The organism is Marvinbryantia formatexigens DSM 14469 (assembly GCF_025148285.1).
Lineage (GTDB): Bacteria > Bacillota > Clostridia > Lachnospirales > Lachnospiraceae > Marvinbryantia > Marvinbryantia formatexigens.
On sequence record NZ_CP102268.1, the window covers coordinates 3,170,063 to 3,189,496 of the forward strand.

Genomic DNA, 19,434 nt, shown 5'->3' on the forward strand with positions numbered 1-19,434 from the left:
GAGGGACGGAACATGCACAGAATCTTACTGCTGGAGGATGACGCAAATTTAATCGACGGTCTGCAGTATTCTCTGAAAAAGAACGGCTTTGAGGTGGATACGGTCCGCAGTGTACATGCGGCGATGCAGCGCCTGGCGGATATGGGAAAATATGATCTGCTCCTTCTGGATGTGACGCTGCCGGACGGGTCGGGCTTTGAGGTGTGCGGATATGTGAGGGAGAAAAATCCCCGCATTCCGATTATTTTTCTGACGGCGGCTGACGAGGAGGTAAATATTATCCGCGGGCTGGACCTCGGCGGGGATGATTACATCACGAAGCCCTTTAAGCTGGGTGAGCTCTGCTCGCGCATCCGGGCGCTGCTGCGCAGGGCGGGTATCGCGGAATCCTCCGGGGATACGGCGCTCGTCTGCGGAGATATCACGGTGGACCTGCTGGGAAGCCGCGTGCTGCTGGGCGGTGTGAATCTGGAGCTGACCGGGGCGGAGTACCGTCTGCTCTGTCTTCTTGTGCGGAACGCCAACCGCATCGTGACGCGGGAGACGATTTTAAATGAGCTGTGGGACGGCACCGGCGATTATGTGGATGACAATACCCTGTCCGTGTATGTGCGGCGGCTGCGGGAAAAGGTGGAAAAGGAACCCTCGCGCCCGCAGCATCTGATTACGGTGCGGGGCTTCGGATATCAGTGGAGGGAGGTGCCGGCATGAGCTTTCTGGAGGACAGACAGGTAAAGAGATACTGGTATTTTCTGCTCCTTTTTCTTTTGCTGCTTTTTCTGACCGGAGCGCTTGGCGTGCAGCTGCAGAGCAGGGGGATGCAGAAGGTGATGCTCTCCCACGACAATGCGGTGGCGACGGCTCTTCTGGATAAAGGCGTTTCGCGGACGGTGATAGCGGAGGCACTCGCCAGTACAGAGGAGCGCGCCGACGGGGCAGAATTTCTTGCTGTTATCGGCAGGACAGAGCAGACGGCGGCAGGACTGTTTCCGCTGAATTCCCGGTTCCGGCAGAAAATGACGCTTGGTCTGCTTGTGCTTGCGGGACTTTTGTCTGCGGTGCTTCTGGCAGGCTCTTTTCTTTTTTTCTGGAGGCGTGAGCGGCTGTACCGGGAGGCGGCGGATATTATTGCAGATTTTGCGGACGGAAATTATGTCCGCCATCTGCCGCAGAGCAGCGAGGGAGAGCTTTACCGGGTATTTGCCGGGATAGACCGGCTGGCGACCATGCTGCGCTCAGAAAATGAGACGCAGCGCCGGACAAAGGAATTTCTGCGGAACACCATTTCGGATATTTCACATCAGTTAAAAACACCGCTGGCGGCGCTTGCCATGTACCAGGAAATCATTGAGGAGGAGCCGGAGCATACTGGCGTGGTGAAGGAATTTGCGGCAAAAATGCGTGCGCCGCTGGAGCGCATGGAGCGGCTGATTTCCTCCATGCTGAAGATTACCCGGCTGGATGCCGGCTGCATTGTTTTTGAGAAAAAGCCGTACCAGGTGTCGGAAATTCTCTGGCGGGCAGTCGGTGAATTTTCGGAACGGGCGAAAAAGGAAGAAAAGGAGATTCTTCTGGAGGGAGCGCTGGAGGATACTCTTTTCTGCGACCTGGAATGGACAGCTGAGGCGGTCGGAAATATTGTGAAAAACGCCCTGGACCATACGGCGGCGGACGGAAAAATCCGTATTGCGTATGAGCGCTCGTCCTGCATGGCGAACATCGTGATAAGCGATAACGGACCGGGCATTCTGCCGGAGGATATCCACCATATTTTTAAGAGGTTTTACCGCAGCAAAAATTCCGGCGACACGCAGGGCGCCGGCCTGGGACTTCCGCTGGCGAAAGCCATCATCGAGGGGCAGGGCGGAACCATTTCTGTGAAGAGCGGCGCCGGGGAGGGCACTTCCTTTACCATTTCTCTGCTTACAAAACTGTAAGCTGAAATTCACCGGATTGTAAGCCTCTTTTGTTATCCTTTTCCGGAAGGGAGGGACAGACGCTGCCGTCTGCGCGGATAACGGACGGACAAAGACCGTACAGAATCTGACGAAGGAGACGGCGGCGGAGGACGAAATGAATATATTACGTGTAGAAAATCTGTGTAAGACCTACGGAAATGGCGGGGCGAGGGTGGAGGCGCTGAAAAATGTCTCATTCTCCATGCAGAAAGGAGAATTTGCCGCCATTATCGGAGAATCGGGCTCCGGAAAGAGCACGCTCTTAAACTGCATCGGAGCGCTGGATACGCCGACCTCCGGGAAAATCTATGTGGACGGGCAGGATCTGTTTTCCATGAAGGAGGAAAAGCGGACCATCTTCCGGCGGCGGAACATCGGCTTTGTGTTTCAGTCCTTTCATCTGGTTACGGAGCTGACGGTGGAGCAGAATATCATGTTTCCGCTGCTGCTGGATTACCGCAGACCAAAGAAGGAGGAGCTGGAGGAAATCCTGGAGGAGCTGGGGCTCTCTGACAGGAGAAGTCATCTGCCGGGACAGCTCTCCGGCGGCCAGCAGCAGCGCGTTGCCATCGGCAGGGCGCTGATTACAAAGCCGCGGCTGATTCTCGCGGATGAGCCGACTGGAAATCTGGACTCAGAGAACAGCCAGGAGGTCATCGGGCTGCTGACGCAGGCGTCGAGGCGCTATCAGCAGACGATTCTGATGATTACGCACAACCGGAATTTAACCGCTTCCGTGGACCGTGTGATGCGGGTATCGGACGGAATTCTGACAGATCTGGGAGGGAACGCCGATGAAAAGTTATCTTGAACTTATTCCGGTTTCCGCCAGGGCACACCGGAAGCAGACGCGCATGACCCGGCTGTGCATCACGATTTCCGTTTTTCTGATTGCGGCGCTCTTTGGCATGGCGGATATGTTCCTGCGCAGCCAGAAAAACCAGGCAATCCAGTCGGACGGCGCATGGCATGCGGCGTTTAAGTTGCTGGATGAGGAGCAGCTTGCCCTGCTTGGTGCAAGACCGGAGGTAAAGGGACTCTGCCGCTATGCGGCGACAAATTACCGGCTGGATATGGAGTATGAAATCGGGGAGACCCGGACGGTGCTGTGCGGCTTCGACGAGACATTTTTTGAACTTTTTCCGGGGATCCATCTGTCGGACGGAAACTTTCCCAGGAAGGAGAACGAAGCGCTGGTCACAGAAAGCGTAAGAGACAGTCTGCAGCTTTCGGCGGGAGATACGGTGGAAATGACGACGCCGGAGGGAACGCTGTCTTTTTGCGTCAGCGGCTTTGTGGAGGACACCTCAAATCTGCTCAAAGGCGGAGCTTTCGGCGTTTTTGTGAACATGGATACGTACTTTGTCTGCTTTGGTGATGCGACGCTCAGGGAGGACGTCGTCTGCTACGTGGAATTTAAAAGCGGGTGCCGGATCCAGAAGGCGCTCGACGATATCTGCGGACAACTGGATATCCCGCGCGATGCGGTCTCAGAGAATGCCAAGCTGATGGGACTTCTTCTGCAGAGCCGGAATAATTATATTATGGCGCTGTATATGGCGGCGGCAATTCTGGCGGTGCTGGTTGCCTTTGCCGGGATGCTGATGATTCTGGGAAGCCTGAACAGCAATGTGGCGCAGCGGACAGAATTTTTCGGGATGATGCGCTGCATTGGCGCGACAAAGACGCAGGTGAAACGGTTTGTGCGTCTGGAAGCGCTCTTGTGGTGCCGCACGGCGATACCGGCGGGAATTGCCGGGAGCATGGTTATCATCTGGATTCTGTGCGGCATCCTGAAGCGCGTCTCGCCTACGTACTTCGGAGAAATGCCGGATTTCGGAATCAGTCTGCCGGGGATTGCCGCCGGACTTCTGATTGGTCTTCTGACGGTTCTGGCGGCAAGCGGTGCACCGGCGAAAAAAGCCGCCAGGGTGTCTCCGCTGGCGGCGGTTTCCGGAAACGCCGGCACTGTGTTTGCGGCAAAAAGGGCGGCGGATACCCGCATCCTTCCGGTTGAGGCGGCGCTTGGTATCCACCATGCGACAGGGAGCAAAAAGAACCTGCTTCTGCTGACGGCTTCCTTTGCTTTTAGTATCATTTTGTTTCTGTGCTTCGGCACCGGGGTGGATTTTATGCAGCATGCGCTCACGCCGCTGCGTCCCTATACGCCGGATGTGTCAGTGGTCAGCCGGGATAACGGCTGCGATATTCCGGACAGCCTGTCTGCAGCGCTGAAGGAGAATCCGGCGGTAAAAAGGGTCTTCGGGCGCAGCTTTGCCTACGACCTGCCGGTGACGCTGCAGGGGGAGGAAAAGAAGGTAAATCTGATTTCTTATGAGACCTTTCAGTTCGGCTGGGCAGAGGGAGACCTGCTGGAGGGAAGCATGGAAAGCGCAGAAAACGGAGAGGGCGTCCTCCTGGTAAAAAAGGAGGGATTTCCGGCGGAAACAGGAATGGAAATCGAACTGCAGACGGAAAACGGTGTGCAGAAGGTAACGATAGCTGGTGTTTTGAGCTACGCGCCGTTTGATGGCGGGGATGAGACCGGCATTCTGATTTGCTCGGAGGACCTGTTCCGGCAGCTGACGGGTGAGACGGGCTACACCATTCTCGATATCCAGCTTGAGGATAAGTCGGACAGCGCGGTCGACGAAATCCGCAGCCTAGCCGGAAATGGCTATACCTTCTCCGACCAGCGGATGAGCAACCAGGAGGTGCGGGCGCTTTACTATTCGTTTTCGCTGTTTGTCTATGGATTTCTGGCAATCATTGCGCTGATAGCGGTATTTAATATCATCAACAGCATCGGCATGAGCGTATCGGCGCGAATGCGTCAGTATGGCGCGATGCGGGCAATCGGGACCAGTATCCGCCAGCTCGGAAGGATGATTGCGGCGGAAACGGTGACGTATCTTTTCTGTGGTCTGCTGCTTGGACTGGCGGCGGGACTGCCGCTCCACTACCTGCTGTACACGCAGATAATCACCGGGCGGTGGGGCGATGCGTGGAGCGCGCCGGTTCCGGAATTTGGCTTTATCGCGCTTGTGATGGTGGCAGCGGCGGCAGCCGCGATTGCCGGTCCCATGCGCCGCATCCGCCGGATGTCCGTCTCACGGACCATCCGTGCGCAGTGAGCTTACGTTAAAAATAAAACCTGAAAAAGGATTGATAACGCTATTTTTCAGTGCTATAATGATTTTTGAATTAGTTAAGACTAACCCGGTGCTCATACTCTTACCGTATGGGCACCGGGAAGGCCACAAAAACAGGAAAAAGAAAGCGGATTATAAGAATGAAAAAGGTACATATTGAGCGAAACACTGTCCAGGAAACGCTGGTTATTCCGCTGTATGCCCGGAAGCTCTGCACGGAACAATATCCCCGTCTGTTCCGGGACCCCCGCGCGGCGGAGCTGATGGGGCGGATGGACTACGATTTTTCGGAGTATGAGCAAAAAAGCAGGAGTATGACGTACCGTTTCGGCGCGCTGGAAACAGCCATGCGGCAGTATGACCTTGCGTGGGAAGTGCGGGATTATCTCAGAACCCACCCGAAAGCCGCTGTGGTCAATCTGGGCTGCGGTCTGGATATGACGGGAGAGAATTGCGACAACGGTCAGTGCCGGATTTACAATCTGGATTTTCCAGAGGTCATCGCATTGCGGGAGCAATTGATTCCGGGGACGGAACGGGTAAAAAATCTGGCCGTGGACTTAAACGATACCGGCTGGTTTGACAAGATTGACGCCGCAGGCGGGGCGGTGTTTTTTGCCGCCGGGGTGTTTTATTACTTTCGCACGGAGCAGGCAAAGCCTCTGTTTCTGAAAATGGCAGATCGGTTCCCAGGCGGAAGACTACTTTTTGACACCGCAGGAAAGACTGCGGTGAAGCTGATGATTAAAACATGGGTCAAGGCTTCGGGCATTACGGATGTGGGGGCATATTTCTATTTAAACAACCCGGAGAGGGACCTGCAGCCGTGGATGGAAAATGCAGATATTTCCTCCCGCGGCTATATGCTGGGATACGACAATCTGAAAGATTCGTCTGTCAGTGGCTTTTTCCGCTTCCTCTCCCGGATAGGAGACGGCATGATGAAAATGCGGATTGTGCGGCTGGACTTTCACAAACCGTAGGATATAAAAGCAGTCGCAGAGGGGATGGACTCCGGTGTTGCAGGGGTTCTGAAACCTGGCGGGTATTTCATGATTGTTAATGAACCGGATGGTCTGGATGCAACAAGACGGAAACCGTGGATTACCGTGCTTGCAAAAAAATAAAAGGATTTTGCGTGAAGCGTTATATAGAATTGTCGGTTTGGAGGAGAGAGTATGAAATATATCGGAATGCCTATGGGCATGTGGGCACTGTTTGCAAAGTCATTTCAGAGGCAACTGACGGCGGTGTTCGATTACAATGCGGATACCGCAAAGGATATCAGGAAAAATGCCAGGAAAAAATATCGTACCATCATCACAGGTCTGCCGGAATTTGAAAAGACGGACCGTTTCAAAATGAATATCGTGAATTGCGCCATGCTGGGCGCGTTCGTTCTCTCCATGCCGCAGCGCCCGGATGTAGAGCGGCTGACGGATTATTACGCCAGAGCCATGATGACAAAGCCCATGAAATGGTTCTGCCGCCAGAGCGGGAAAGCAAAATACACCCCAAAGGATATTGCCGGGATGAAGGCAACCGCAGCTCTGAAAGCTGCTGACCGCAACCCCTATTCCTGGAATATGGAATTTTATGAATACCCGGACGGCAGTGGGTATGAAGGGCGATTTACGAAATGCGGCATCTGCATGCTGATGCGGGAGCTGGGGCTTTACGACTTGACGCCCGCCCTGTGTCATCTGGACTACACCATGAGCGAGGCGGGCGGCGCAACGGATTTCGTCCGGATGTATACACTTGCCGAAGGCGGACCGTACTGTGACTGCGGATATAAAAAGAAACGGGGATGAGGTGAAAGAATATGAAATACTTTGAATTTGGCAAAGAACGCCTGGAACGGATGGTGATGCTTTACGGCAGCGGGGGAATATCCGGAGCAGTTTTCGCGGAAAGGGCAGAGAGGTGCGTATGAATCCTGTAATTATTTTTATTGAAATTATCATTATGCTTCTGGCATTTGGTTTTTTGGTGTTCGGGATGCTTTATATCAGTCCGCTGACTTTTATCAGCGACTATCCACCGGAGATTCAGGAGGTATACTACCGGACACAGCGTAAAGAAGCGACAAAGAAAAAGCTGACCGTGGCAATGAAGATGAAGAAGCTTGTCGCTCTTATCGCATTTATGTTTCTCTTTGCATGGATGCTGCATCTGGCGGGAGCGGAAACCTTCGCAGAGGGGCTGCTGCTTTCCTATGCATATATCCTGTGCCTGTTTGCCTGGGACACTTTTTTTCTGGACTGGGTACTGTTTGCCAACATAAAGCGAATCCGGCTCCCCGGTACGGAACACATGGAAAAGGAATACCATCAGAAATGGTTTCATGTAAAAGTGTGCCTTCCGATGATTCCTGTTTTCGCGGCTGTGGGAGCGCTCAGTGCACTGCTTATGATTTGGATTTGGTAGCACTTTATGTATTTTCAATGATTGTGGGGGAGAACAGCAAATATGAATCCTTATCAATATATTACAAACATAGAAAAGAAAGTCAATACAGATGCACAGTGTGCTTTGCAGAAAGCGTTAATTGATCTGAATCAGCGGAAAGAAATTCATGCAATCTCTGTGAAAGAACTGTGTAATCAGGCGCATGTGGCACGAAGTACATTTTACTCTTATTACGATAATGTAATGCAGCTTAAAGAAGAAATTGAAGATATTTTGCTGTATCAGCTTCTTGAGGTCAATGAAGATTTTGGCAGGACAGCCATTGATTTTAAAAGCGGATTTCCATTTTTTCAAAATACCTGCCATCTCATTGAACAAAACAAGCAGGTATTTTATGCCTTTCTGATTGCAAATCCGAATATTCAGTTTATTCAGAAATGGCAGACAGGAATTAAATACCATTTCTGGAATCAGCTTTTCCAGGATAAAAGTATAAAAAATGAAAACATGATATTGGAAATGGTTTCGACACTTTCCATATCAGCCTTTGTTTACTGGCTGAAAAATCCCTATGATGTAGACATTGACAGCATGAATAAGCTGATTATAAAATCCTTTGAAATCTTTAAGTAGAGCGGAGCCGCTGCGGTTCCGTTTTTTTTCGTTGCCATGCATACGACAAAAACGTCCGGTGGACGTTTTTTCGTACACAATCGCCGTTTATGTCGTTCCTATCGTCATTTCATACTTCTACACTGTTACATGGGAGCAAAGTGAAGCGATACAGAAAAGACGGAGGATATTCATCGATGTCATGGCAGCAGCTTATTTGTTCTGGAATCGCAACAGATACGAGGAGGAGTGAATATGAAAAGACAGATAATTGCAATCAGTATCCTGCTGGCAGCCGGCATGACGATTTTATCCGGGTGCGGCGCTTCCAATACGGATACGAAGGAGACTTATGAAATTGGGGAAGCCGGGACATGGACAGACGGCACTTATACAGAAACAGCAAAAGGAAAAAACGGAAGTTTTGATGTTACGGTTGTCATTGAAAACGGAACAATTTCCAGTGTAACAGTCGGAGATAATAAGGAAACTCCTGACAGAGGAGGCATTGCGATTGATCAGCTTCCCGGTCAGATCGTGGAAGAACAGTCTTATGAGGCAGACGTTGTTTCCGGCGCGACCGTAACTTCAAATGGAATTAAAGACGCTGTAGCGAGGTGCCTTGAAAAAGCGTCTCAGTAAAGCACCGGGTATTCGGAAGGAAAAGGAGATGAAAAACCGGAATGACAAGCCAGTCAAAAACAGCCTTATTTGAAGAAAAGCCTGTGCCGGAGGCAGTTATGAAACTTGCAGTCTCTACTATGATCAGCTCGCTGGTCATGGTAATTTATAACCTTTCCGACACCTATTTTGTGGGAATGCTGGGCGATCCCGTTCAAAATGCGGCGGTCACACTGGCTGTCCCCCATGTTATTAGCTTTTAATGCCATTAACAATTTGTTCGGAGTAGGCAGTTCCAGCATGATGAGCCGCGCACTGGGAAGAAAAGACTATGATACCGTATATCGCAACTCCGCTTTTGGCTTCTACCTGGCTTTGCTCTGCGGTATCCTGTTTTCCGTGATTTATACGGCTTTCAGCGGTCCTGTTCTGAACCTGCTCGGTACGTCTTCCGATACCTCTGCGGCAACAGCCGGGTACCTGAGATGGACAGTAACCTGCGGAGCGGTCCCGGCAATTTTAAATGTCGTAATGGTTCCTTTCAAACTGTGCCGCCTGTATCTACTTCTTTGTTTTACTGTTTGTAAAACGGAAAAGCACCTGTGTCTGCATTCGTCCGTCGATGCTGGGCTTTCGGAAAGATATTGTGACCGGCGTGTGCGGCGTGGGACAGAAAACGCTGGTGTTTGCCATCCTTCGTAAAATCGTACTGGAAATACCGGCTTTATTTATTTTGGATAAGCTGTTCCCGCTTTATGGTCTGGCATATGCGCAGTTTACAGCCGAATTGATACTGTCAGCAATCGGAATGATTACTCTGAGCCGGTTTTTTAAAAATTAGGAGAAATCGCACATGACACATGAGTGTTGTATGCCGGACGCCAGCTGCACGGACAATCCGTGCGCAGCAGAACTAGTAGAAGGACTTCAGCTGCTCAAGCGTAATGGAAAGATGGTACTGCTTCAGTATCTCATGGCGTTCTTCGTATAACTGCGTGAGCATTTCATCTACATCAGCCCGGCAGCCGTGATGCAGTCTGCGGTGGCAGAGCGGGCAGAGCGGAATCAGGTTCGCCATTGTATCAAGCTTGTACTCGAAAGCGGGCTGCTGCTTCAATGGAATCAGATGATGGACCTCCAGATAGGGCGTGCCGTCCGGCTTGAGGAAGGTTTTGTGCGGCTCTGCATCGGTGGAAAAAATGCATTTGTAGCCGCTGCGTTTTATTGCCGCTTTACCCAGCCGTGGATTTGTGGCGGGGCGGTCAGAAGAGACGGACCTTTCAGCAGCGGGAGGGATATATTTTTCCGCTGCATATTCCGCCGGGGAAATATCGCCATCAGCTTCGTTGACAAGCTGCTGGTAAATGCTGTCTGAAATGGCTTCAGCGCCGGTAATCATGACACCGGCATCCACAGAATCTGACACTTCTTTTAGAGCGCTCTTTACAGTAACGCTTCCGGGACTTTCCAGATGCTTCAGAAGACCTTCCTGGGGCAGCTCGTAGTTCCCCTGATAAAATTCAGCCGGAATACCGACTGCAAAAAGTCTGTCGCTGTTCTTATACTTCAGAAATATCAGCAAATCATGTGTATACAACGCTTTGCGCAGGCGGATAAATTCTCTGTCATCCTGGCGGACCTTGCTGATTTGCACCTGTGCGTCCTGTGTCATGCGGTATGCAATTTTTTTCATGAAAAATGTATCGCAATTTTCCATAGATGAGAATGTATGCAATGTATGGTCTGTCATATGCTGTACATTGGCTTTTGAGAGCACGGCGGGCTGCTTCCGGTCAGAGGAAGACTCTGTTGCGGCGTCGATTTCCGGGGCGGGGAAAAAGAAGTAGCGGTTGTCACCGGTCACATGGATATGTGTCTGCTTGCTCCGGGACGCTTCCGGCTTGTTTGACGGCAGCAGGCAGACATCCGGGAGACAGAGCACCAGACCGGTGTCAAAACGCTGAGCGGTGAAAAATGCGGCGGCTTCGTCTGCAAGACCAAGCGTGGCAAAATAACTCTGGATAAAAGACAGTAATGTTTTCTGGCTGATTGTCATGAAAAGACCTCCTTACATAGGGCATTCTTTCGGGCTGCATTTTAGAAAATAAAATTCCGGATAAAACAGATAAAATTATCGGGAACTCTTCTGAGCCTATCTTAACATCATTCCCCGAATCTGTCAACAGAAAAATCGGGGAATTGCGTATTTCCTGTAAATGTGTTACTATTACTTTATAGTCGCGAAGCGACCGGCGATGTGGAATATATGAAATAGGGAATACCCAGAGCGGTATTACCTTGCAGCCGCGAAGCATATGGAATGGGGATGGGACACTGCTGTGCTGGGGGACAAAAGAGGAAGATTACTAAATAAATATGTTGCGGATTATGTGGTGTTTGACCTTGAGACGACCGGAATCTCCTCGAAATACGACGAGGTAATTGAGATTTCGGCGGTGAAGGTGGAAGCCGGGCAGGTGACGGGCGAATTCAGCACCCTTGTAAATCCGGGGCGGAAGATTCCGCCCGCAGCCAGCCGGGTAAACGGAATCACCGATAAAATGGTTGCCGGGGCGCTGCCGTTTTCGGAAGTTCTGGGGGATTTTTTTGCGTTTGCCGGGGATTTTGTTCTCGTCGGGCACAATATCAACAGCTTCGATATGAAATTTCTGTATCGCGACGCAAAGAAATATTTTCGGAAAGTACCGGACAATGATTATGTAGATACGCTGCTTCTGGCGCGTGCGGCGCTGCCAGAGCTTTCGCATCACAGACTGGTCGACCTGGCGGAGCATTATGGAATCTCAGCAAAAGGCGCGCACCGGGCGCTGAACGACTGCCACATGAACCAGAAGGTATACGGAAAGCTGGCGGAAGAAGCGGAGGCGGCCCGGCAGAGACGGCAGAAGGGCGAGCAGATGCCGGGCAGCGCCGGAGCACAGAAGGGCGGGCAGATGCCGGGCAGCGCCGGAGTACAGAAGGACGGGCAGATGCCGGGCAGCGCCGGAGCACAGAAGGATGGGCAGATGCCGGGTACTGCCGGAGTGCAGAAGGGCGCACCGGCGCCGGTGCACCATACGGTGAAGTTGCGCGGCGTGGTGGAGCGGATTACTTACCAGAATCCGGAAAACGGCTACACCGTTTTAAAATGCGCGGTAAAAGATGACGGCAATCTGGTGACGGTGGTCGGGAGCCTTTTGGATGTTAATGTCGGTTCCGTACTGCTGATGGACGGAAACTGGAGGATGGACAGCCGCTACGGGCGCCAGTTTGCGGCGGAGACGTGGGAGGAGACACTGCCTGCCACGGTTTATGGCATCGAGAAATACCTGGGTTCCGGTCTGATAAAGGGCGTCGGTCCCCGGTTTGCACAGCGGATTGTCCGGAAATTTGGGACAGATACCATCGAGGTGATTGAAAACGAAATCGGACGTCTGCGCGAGGTGGAGGGAATCGGAGAAAAACGTATTCTTCAGATTAAGGAAAGCTGGGAACGGCAGAAGGAAATCAAAAATGTGATGCTGTTTTTGCAGGACCACGGCGTGAATACCTCGTTTGCCGCAAAGATTTACCGGCAATACGGAAATGAAAGTATCGCGAAGGTGAAGGAAAATCCGTTCTGTCTGGCGGACGATATCTGGGGCATCGGTTTTAAAACGGCGGACAGCATTGCGGAAAAGCTGGGATTTCAGAAGGAATCCTTTGTCCGTCTGCGCAGTGGTATTATGTATACACTGAGCAGTCTGGCGGACGAAGGGCATGTATACGCGGGCAGGGACCAGCTTATCCGGAAGGCGGTGCAGCTTCTGGAAGCGGAAGAGAGCAGTATTGTCATGACGCTGGACCAGATGATTGCGGATAAGGATGTGATACGGGAGAAGATTACGCAGACAGAACCGGAGGCATCTGTGCAGATGTATCCGGAGGGGAGGGAAGGGCAGAGAGCTGACCGTGAAGAAAACGGCACAATCGACGCAATTTACCTGCCGCCGTTTTACTATGCGGAGACGGGGATTGCAGACAGGCTGAAAAGGCTGGCGGAAACTCCGGCGCAGGACCGGTTGTGGGTGCAGCTTATGCAGGCGCGCAAGCAGACCGGGAATCCGGAGCTCTCCATCGACGTATCACATATTGAAAAGAAAATACATATGGAATATGATGAAATCCAGGCGGATGCCATAAGAAAAGCAGCGACCTCAAAGGTGATGATTCTCACCGGTGGACCGGGTACCGGAAAGACCACTACGGTACAGGGAATTCTGGCGGCGTACCGCGCGTTCGGGCTGAAAATACTTCTGGCGGCGCCCACCGGAAGAGCGGCAAAAAGGCTGGAAGAGACCACCGGCATGGAGGCAAAGACCATCCACCGCCTTCTGGAGTATAAGCCGCCGGAGGGTTATCAGAAAAATGAGGAGCATCCGCTGGAAGGGGATGTTCTGGTCGTGGATGAGTGCTCGATGATAGATATTATCCTGATGAATGCGCTCCTGAAAGCGGTTCCGCCCGGAATGCGTTTTGTTCTGGTGGGTGATGTGGACCAGCTCCCGTCAGTCGGGGCGGGCAACGTGCTGCGCGACATGATGGATTCCGGCTGCTTTCCGGTCATCCGCCTGACGCGGATTTTCCGGCAGGCGCAGACCAGCCGTATCGTCATGAACGCGCACCGGATTAACGAGGGCAGGCTCCCGGATATTTCAAATGGAAATGACGCTGACTTTTTCTTTATTGAAAAAGAGGAGCCGGAGGAAGCAGTCGCCGAGATAGTAAATCTTGTGCAGCAGAAATTATCACGCTTTTATCATACGCCGGTCAGTCAGATTCAGGTGCTCACACCCATGCAGAAGGGAGCCGTTGGCGCGGCGAATCTGAATCTGGCGCTGCAGGAGGCGCTGAATCCGCAGGGAGAGGGACTGCGCCGGAGCGGCTTTGTCTACCGCATGGATGATAAAGTGATGCAGATAAAAAACAATTACGACAAGGAAGTATTTAACGGCGATATCGGATTTATCGAGTCAGTGGACGTGGGCGCCCGCACGCTGAAGGTAAGCTTTGACGGGCGTATTGTGGAATACGACGCTTCGGAGCTGGATGAGCTGGTTCATGCCTACGCGACCACCATCCACAAAGCGCAGGGCTCGGAATATCCAATCGTTGTGATGCCGGTTCTGATGAATCATTATGTGATGCTGCAACGCAATCTGATTTATACGGGCATCACCCGCGCGAAAAAAATTCTCGTGATGGTTGGCACGAAAAAAGCGCTGGCGTATGCGGTGCGCAATGTCACCGTAACAAAACGCAACACGCTGCTGAAGGAGCGGCTGCAGGATACGATGAAGAGAAAATAATCTGCAGAAAACGGGGCAGCGGATAAATATCCGGGGCAGAAACGGAACGGAGATAACAATTTGTACAGGGAGGATGCAACATGCTGAAAATCGAAGAAGGAAAACTGAAATACCATTACGATGCGGAAGAACTCTGGATAGAGCCCTGGGGACAGAATTCCCTGCGCATCCGCGCGACTAAAAACAACTGTATGCCGGAAAATGACTGGGCGCTGCAGAAGCCGGCAGATGGGCAGCAGTGCGCAGATATTGCCCCGGCACAGGAAAGCGGCAAAGAGAAGAATACAGAATACAATATCCGTGAGACGGCGCAGGGAGCGGAGATTGTAAACGGCAAAATTACCGCAAAGATTTCGCAGTCCGGGAAAATCATGATTTATAACCAGAAGGGAGAGATTCTTCTGGAGGAATACTGGCGGAACCGCCGGGATGTCCGGGATGCAAAATGCAGCGCCATCGAGGTGGAGGCGCGCGAATTCCGGCCGAACATTGCCGGGGATTACCGTCTGACAATGCGCTTTGAATCGAAAGACCCGCATGAGAAGATTTTTGGAATGGGGCAGTATCAGCAGCCGTACCTGGATCTGAAGGGCATGGACCTGGAGCTGGCGCACCGCAATTCGCAGGCGAGCGTTCCGTTTCTGATTTCCTCGCGCGGATACGGTCTTTTGTGGAACAATCCCTCCATCGGGCGTGCGGTGTTCGGCAGAAATATTATGAGCTTTGAGGCGTATGCCACGAAGGCGCTCGATTACTGGGTGACGGCGGGCGATACGCCGAAGGAGATCGAGGAGGCATATGCGTCTGTTACCGGAACCGTTCCGATGATGCCGGAATACGGGCTTGGCTTCTGGCAGTGCAAGCTGCGCTATCAGACCCAGGAGGAGCTTCTGGAGGTGGCGCGGGAATATAAGCGCCGGAATCTGCCGATTGATTTGATTGTCATAGATTATTTCCACTGGCCGAAGCAGGGAGAGTGGAAATTTGACCCGGTTTACTGGCCGGATCCGGAGGCAATGGTAAAAGAGCTGAAGGAGATGGGAATCGAGCTGATGGTTTCTATCTGGCCGACCGTGGACAGAGAGTGTGAAAATTTTGAGGAAATGCTGGAGAAGGGCTATCTTATCCGGACGGAGCGGGGATTCCGCACCGGACAGTATTTCCTGGGCGCCACACTTTATTATGATGCAACGAATCCGGGCGCGCGGGAGTATGTCTGGGAGAAGGCAAAGAAAAATTATTATGAAAAGGGCATCCGCGTGTTCTGGCTGGACGAGGCGGAGCCGGAGTATTCCGCGTATGATTTTGACAATTACCGCTATTATCTGGGAACAGACCTGGAGGTCGGCAATCTTTATCCGCTGGACTACGCCCGCACCTTTTATGAGGGCATGGAAGCGGAAGGGCAGAAAAATATTGTCAATCTGCTGCGCTGCGCCTGGGCGGGCAGCCAGAAATACGGGGCGCTTGTGTGGTCCGGCGATATCGCTTCCAGCTTCGAGAGTATGAGAAACCAGCTTGCGGCGGGGCTGAACATGGGGCTTGCCGGGATTCCGTGGTGGACGACGGACATCGGCGGTTTTCATGGCGGAGACCCGTCCGACCCGGCATTCCGGGAGCTGTTTGTGCGCTGGTTCCAGTGGGGCACCTTCTGCCCGGTGATGCGCCTGCACGGCGACCGTGAACCGCGTCAGCCGCAGTTCGGCACCACGGGCGGCGCCGCCTGCCTCTCCGGCGCGCCGAACGAGGTATGGAGCTATGGTGATACAGTATACAATATCTGTGTGAAGTATCTGAATCTGCGTGAGCAGATGCGCGACTATACGCGCGAACTGATGAAAGAGGCGCATGAGAAGGGCACGCCGGTCATGCGGACGCTGTTTTATGAATTTCCGGAGGACAAAACTGCCTGGGAGGTGGAGGACGAATACCTCTACGGCAGCCGGGTGCTGGCGGCACCGGTCCTGGAGGCGGGTGCAAAAACACGCAGGGTCTACTTACCCGGCAGCGGCGTTATCTGGAAGGATGCCTGGAACGGACAGGAATATCCGGGCGGAAGCTGGATTACCGTGCAGGTAACGCTGGAGGATATGCCGGTATTTGTAAAGAAGGAGTAAGGTATTACGTGATATAAAGAAACCGGGCAGCCGCATGTCGTAAAGTATTGTGAACAAAAACGAAAGAGAATATGTTATATAAACGGATTATCCTTTCGCTTGACATGAGCAATGGGCGTTTCGTATAATTATAAAAAATCTGCGATTTATGTAATTACAGGAAATCTGTGATTTAATGATAAGACGGAAATTTTTTCGACGCCGTATGTTATGCAGGAAAGGTAAAGTTTATGAGAGTGGCAGTGATTGATGATGAAAAGGAAGTGAGAGACAAGCTTACCAAATATATCAGACGTTTCTCAGAAGAATCGGGCGTAAAGATGGAGGTGAGCACATTTCCGTCCGGAGATGCTTTGCTGGCTGAGTATCAGCAGGTATGGGATATACTGATATTTGATATTGATATGCCGGGAACGAACGGGATGGAGACATCAAAGAAAATCAGAAAACGGGATAAGAATGTAACCATACTTTTCATCACGAATGTGGCACAGTATGCGATAGACGGATATGGCGTTGATGCGGTGGACTATATTCTGAAGCCCATCAATTATTATGAATTTTCCATGAAATTCCATCGGACAGTGGCAAAGGCTGCTCATAGCAGGGAACGCGCGGTTATGGTGGACACTATAGAGGGAACACGCAGAATTCGGATAAAAGAGGTCGAATATGTGGAAGTACTTGCCCATTATATTTATATCCATACGCAGGAAAGGGAATTCAAAGCACGTGGGAATATGAAAGAGTGGGAGGAAGAGCTGAAGCCATTTGGGTTTTCACGTGTGCATAAATCCTATCTGGTTAATATGGCGAAAGTAGAGGGAATACAGGGAAAAGAACTGACGGTGGCAGGGCATGTAATTCCGGTGTCCAGAAACTACAGAGATTCTTTCATGCAGGACTATATGAAGTTTTACAGAGGAGAATGAGGATGGAACTTACACCGGTAAATGTAATCAATCAGATTGTGGCATGGTTTGCGGTGACGATTCTTGAAATGATTTTTATCATTGATAATGTTCCTTACTGGAAATCAGTTATTCCAAAATGGATTGCTGGAAATGCGGCAGGAATTATTTTTGTGTTATTGTATTTTCCTTATTATGACCTGGCAAAATTTACGGCTTCCAGACAGCTTGAGACAGTAATGATTTATATCTGGTGGATTGTTTTTTATTTTTTGACAATCCTGCTGATGCGGTGGTGGTTTGGGCTTTCCATTGGACAGACAATGGTCCGGTGCATTATGGGGATATGCCTTTTTGCCATTGGAAATGCGGTTATACAGAATTTTATTCTGGGATTGTGGTTTCCGGAGCTTGCAGAAAAGGATACGATGCTGTATCTGTTGCTTTATACGGCATGTTATTTTCTTCTGGGAGCTACAGGGTATTTCTTCTTTGCAAGAAACATGCGCCTGGTGGAGAATCTTTATGGGATAGATTCGCCTATGGTTTGTGGTTTTTTAAGTATCCTGCTCATTTTTGCCAATATCGTCTGGGATATATCAAATGGAATATTCAAGCACGGAATTGAACCGCTTATGCTGACGGATAAATATAATACTATCGTTAGTACCGTACAGTATTTCTGCGCTTTTACAAGTGTTGTTTTTAGTTTATTTGTGCTAGGAATTCTTTTTCTTTTTTACCGGATTACGTATCTCAGGCAGGAAGAGAACATGCTGCAGTATCTGCAGAATGAGAAAGAAAAGCAGTACGAATATTCAAAGCAGAACATGGAGGTGATTAATCAGAAATGTCATGATTTGAAACGGCAGATACAGGCTTTGCGTTTTTCAAGGGATGAAGAAAAGGAAAAACTGTACCAGGAAACGCAAAGTGCGGCTGATTTCTTTGATTACGTTGTAAAGACAGATAATGAGATATTGAATACGATTCTTACAGAAAAAGGGCTGATCTGCCATAACAAGCGGATTCGTCTGACGTGTACTGTAAATGGAGGCGATTTTAACCGTATATCGGTGATTGACCTGTATACAATATTTTCCAATGCACTCGATAATGCGATTGAGTGTGTAGAAAAATATGAGGAAGAAAAAAAGATTATAGCAGTTAACATTTCTCAGATAGGAAAAATGAACTGTATTATGATTGAAAATTATTTTGATGGAGAACTTATTTTTCAGAACGGACAGCTTCTGACGAGTAAAGAAGACACATATTATCATGGATTTGGCGTAAGGAGTATTCAGATGCTGTCAAAAAAATATAAAGGTGATATGCGAATAAGCCATACAAATCATACTTTCTCCCTGCAGATTATGCTGCCGGCGTGAAGGTATTTGGGACATTTAAATCAGATTTCAGAAAAAGCCAGATGTAATCAGTGAAAACATCTGGTTTTTTGTTGTTGGACTGCATTTTATGCCTGAAAAATGCATGATATGCCACACATATTGCATAATTTTCTGCCTTGATTTAGTCTAAGTATAGCAAAAATAAACAAACGGATATCAATATGATAATTCGCACAATTTCAGGAGGTAGGAAAATGAAAAAAGCAATGGCGGTAATCTTAACAGGGGTTGTGACACTTGGACTGGTGGGCTGCGGGAGCGGAAGTGAATCCGGGAACAAAGACACAGCAAAAAAAACTATGGCTGAAACTTATACGATTTCCTTTAATCAAAATAACGGGAATACGGTTGATATGCCAGCATACCAGTTCTTAGGAGGAGATCTTTCAGGAATGATAAATTATGAAGGACGCCTTTACACAGATATAACACTGGAATTAAGTGGCGATGGAACCTATGAACTGACCTCGGATGCGTATACCGGCTCAAATGGCGAGCGGATTGAAGTAGGAGCAGGCGATGGCATCGGTATTGTATGCATAGTAAGCGCAGAAGGTACTTATGAGGATAATGGCGATGGAACGGTAACGGTATCTGCCGCAGAGCATGCTACATTTAAACTCGAAACGGATACATATTCGAAAGAAATTGTTTCGAATGCAGGACTTGCAGCAGTAGAGGGCGAAGATTCCGGAGAATATGACAGCGATGATACGCCGGGCATTCTGGACTGGATTCCGGAAACAGTCTTTACACTTGGTGAGAACGGAGAAATTGTAACCTATGTAAAAGCCGGTGAAACGGAAGAAACCTCTGAAGCGGACACCGCTGCGGAAGAGGAGACAGCTATAGCGTCAGATTAAATCGGGGTAGTGCATAAAAAGGAGCAGT

The 19,434-nt window shown here is 50.4% G+C and carries 16 protein-coding genes and 1 pseudogene; 16 read left to right on the forward strand and 1 reads right to left on the reverse strand.

Annotated features, from left to right (window positions below; all coding sequences use genetic code 11):
• Window positions 1-12 precede the first annotated feature (12 nt).
• The 11 genes and pseudogenes from NQ534_RS14895 to NQ534_RS21970 all read left to right on the forward strand — a co-directional run bounded on the left by NQ534_RS14895 (window position 13) and on the right by NQ534_RS21970 (window position 9,596).
• A complete protein-coding gene (locus NQ534_RS14895; protein ID WP_006861588.1) occupies window positions 13-711 on the forward strand; it encodes a response regulator transcription factor in 699 nt (232 codons plus the stop codon).
• On the forward strand, window positions 708-1,937 hold the full coding sequence (locus NQ534_RS14900) for a sensor histidine kinase (RefSeq protein ID WP_006861589.1): 1,230 nt from the start codon (window positions 708-710) through the stop codon (window positions 1,935-1,937). Before NQ534_RS14895 ends, NQ534_RS14900 begins: the two co-directional genes overlap by 4 nt.
• Before the next feature lie 136 nt (window positions 1,938-2,073).
• Window positions 2,074-2,769, forward strand: coding sequence for an ABC transporter ATP-binding protein (locus tag NQ534_RS14905; protein ID WP_006861590.1), 696 nt, complete (start codon window positions 2,074-2,076; stop codon window positions 2,767-2,769).
• Window positions 2,753-5,092: an ABC transporter permease gene (locus NQ534_RS14910; protein ID WP_006861591.1), complete on the forward strand. Its 2,340-nt coding sequence runs from the start codon at window positions 2,753-2,755 to the stop codon at window positions 5,090-5,092. The genes NQ534_RS14905 and NQ534_RS14910 overlap by 17 nt, the downstream gene beginning before the upstream one ends.
• A gap of 158 nt (window positions 5,093-5,250) precedes the next feature.
• Window positions 5,251-6,093: a class I SAM-dependent methyltransferase gene (locus NQ534_RS14915; RefSeq protein ID WP_040782962.1), complete on the forward strand. Its 843-nt coding sequence runs from the start codon at window positions 5,251-5,253 to the stop codon at window positions 6,091-6,093.
• Between the two features lie 195 nt (window positions 6,094-6,288).
• The gene (locus NQ534_RS14920; RefSeq protein WP_006861594.1) at window positions 6,289-6,924 is read left to right on the forward strand and encodes an L-2-amino-thiazoline-4-carboxylic acid hydrolase; all 636 of its coding nucleotides are present in this window, start codon (window positions 6,289-6,291) and stop codon (window positions 6,922-6,924) included.
• Window positions 6,925-7,042: 118 nt separating this feature from the next.
• A complete protein-coding gene (locus NQ534_RS14925; protein WP_006861595.1) occupies window positions 7,043-7,540 on the forward strand; it encodes a hypothetical protein in 498 nt (165 codons plus the stop codon).
• A gap of 42 nt (window positions 7,541-7,582) precedes the next feature.
• A complete protein-coding gene (locus NQ534_RS14930; protein ID WP_006861596.1) occupies window positions 7,583-8,155 on the forward strand; it encodes a TetR/AcrR family transcriptional regulator in 573 nt (190 codons plus the stop codon).
• Window positions 8,156-8,389: 234 nt separating this feature from the next.
• Window positions 8,390-8,776 (forward strand): FMN-binding protein, encoded by a 387-nt coding sequence (locus NQ534_RS14935; protein WP_006861598.1) that lies wholly within the window; start codon window positions 8,390-8,392, stop codon window positions 8,774-8,776.
• A 41-nt stretch (window positions 8,777-8,817) separates the two neighbouring features.
• A pseudogene (locus tag NQ534_RS21750) lies at window positions 8,818-9,374 on the forward strand (MATE family efflux transporter); the annotation flags it as partial.
• Between the two features lie 27 nt (window positions 9,375-9,401).
• Window positions 9,402-9,596, forward strand: a complete 195-nt coding sequence (locus NQ534_RS21970) for a hypothetical protein (protein ID WP_330371611.1) — start codon at window positions 9,402-9,404, stop codon at window positions 9,594-9,596.
• A 72-nt stretch (window positions 9,597-9,668) separates the two neighbouring features.
• Here the strand turns inward: NQ534_RS21970 and NQ534_RS14945 are convergent, their stop codons facing one another.
• A complete protein-coding gene (locus NQ534_RS14945) occupies window positions 9,669-10,811 on the reverse strand; it encodes an HNH endonuclease (protein ID WP_006861602.1) in 1,143 nt (380 codons plus the stop codon).
• 283 nt (window positions 10,812-11,094) lie between these two features.
• Here NQ534_RS14945 and recD2 point away from each other — a divergent pair, with 283 nt between their 5' ends.
• From recD2 to NQ534_RS14975, 5 genes are all read left to right on the forward strand, one after another.
• Entirely contained in the window at window positions 11,095-14,103 is a 3,009-nt protein-coding gene (gene recD2, locus NQ534_RS14955; protein WP_176944181.1) for an SF1B family DNA helicase RecD2, read from the forward strand.
• Between the two features lie 80 nt (window positions 14,104-14,183).
• A complete protein-coding gene (locus NQ534_RS14960) occupies window positions 14,184-16,220 on the forward strand; it encodes a glycoside hydrolase family 31 protein (protein WP_006861604.1) in 2,037 nt (678 codons plus the stop codon).
• A gap of 230 nt (window positions 16,221-16,450) precedes the next feature.
• Complete coding sequence (locus NQ534_RS14965; RefSeq protein ID WP_006861605.1) at window positions 16,451-17,152, forward strand: LytR/AlgR family response regulator transcription factor; 702 nt, start codon at window positions 16,451-16,453, stop codon at window positions 17,150-17,152.
• Window positions 17,153-17,154: 2 nt separating this feature from the next.
• Window positions 17,155-18,522, forward strand: coding sequence for an ATP-binding protein (locus NQ534_RS14970; protein ID WP_040782871.1), 1,368 nt, complete (start codon window positions 17,155-17,157; stop codon window positions 18,520-18,522).
• A gap of 215 nt (window positions 18,523-18,737) precedes the next feature.
• A complete protein-coding gene (locus NQ534_RS14975; protein WP_040782874.1) occupies window positions 18,738-19,406 on the forward strand; it encodes a hypothetical protein in 669 nt (222 codons plus the stop codon).
• Window positions 19,407-19,434: the final 28 nt, after the last annotated feature.

Coding starts and splice junctions, on each gene's coding strand:
- NQ534_RS14895 (WP_006861588.1), top strand. CDS start 13: ATGCACAGAATCTTACTGCTGGAGGATGACGCAAATTTAATCGACGGT.
- NQ534_RS14900 (WP_006861589.1), top strand. CDS start 708: ATGAGCTTTCTGGAGGACAGACAGGTAAAGAGATACTGGTATTTTCTG.
- NQ534_RS14905 (WP_006861590.1), top strand. CDS start 2,074: ATGAATATATTACGTGTAGAAAATCTGTGTAAGACCTACGGAAATGGC.
- NQ534_RS14910 (WP_006861591.1), top strand. CDS start 2,753: ATGAAAAGTTATCTTGAACTTATTCCGGTTTCCGCCAGGGCACACCGG.
- NQ534_RS14915 (WP_040782962.1), top strand. CDS start 5,251: ATGAAAAAGGTACATATTGAGCGAAACACTGTCCAGGAAACGCTGGTT.
- NQ534_RS14920 (WP_006861594.1), top strand. CDS start 6,289: ATGAAATATATCGGAATGCCTATGGGCATGTGGGCACTGTTTGCAAAG.
- NQ534_RS14925 (WP_006861595.1), top strand. CDS start 7,043: ATGAATCCTGTAATTATTTTTATTGAAATTATCATTATGCTTCTGGCA.
- NQ534_RS14930 (WP_006861596.1), top strand. CDS start 7,583: ATGAATCCTTATCAATATATTACAAACATAGAAAAGAAAGTCAATACA.
- NQ534_RS14935 (WP_006861598.1), top strand. CDS start 8,390: ATGAAAAGACAGATAATTGCAATCAGTATCCTGCTGGCAGCCGGCATG.
- NQ534_RS14945 (WP_006861602.1), bottom strand. CDS start 10,811: ATGACAATCAGCCAGAAAACATTACTGTCTTTTATCCAGAGTTATTTT.
- NQ534_RS14960 (WP_006861604.1), top strand. CDS start 14,184: ATGCTGAAAATCGAAGAAGGAAAACTGAAATACCATTACGATGCGGAA.
- NQ534_RS14965 (WP_006861605.1), top strand. CDS start 16,451: ATGAGAGTGGCAGTGATTGATGATGAAAAGGAAGTGAGAGACAAGCTT.
- NQ534_RS14970 (WP_040782871.1), top strand. CDS start 17,155: ATGGAACTTACACCGGTAAATGTAATCAATCAGATTGTGGCATGGTTT.
- NQ534_RS14975 (WP_040782874.1), top strand. CDS start 18,738: ATGAAAAAAGCAATGGCGGTAATCTTAACAGGGGTTGTGACACTTGGA.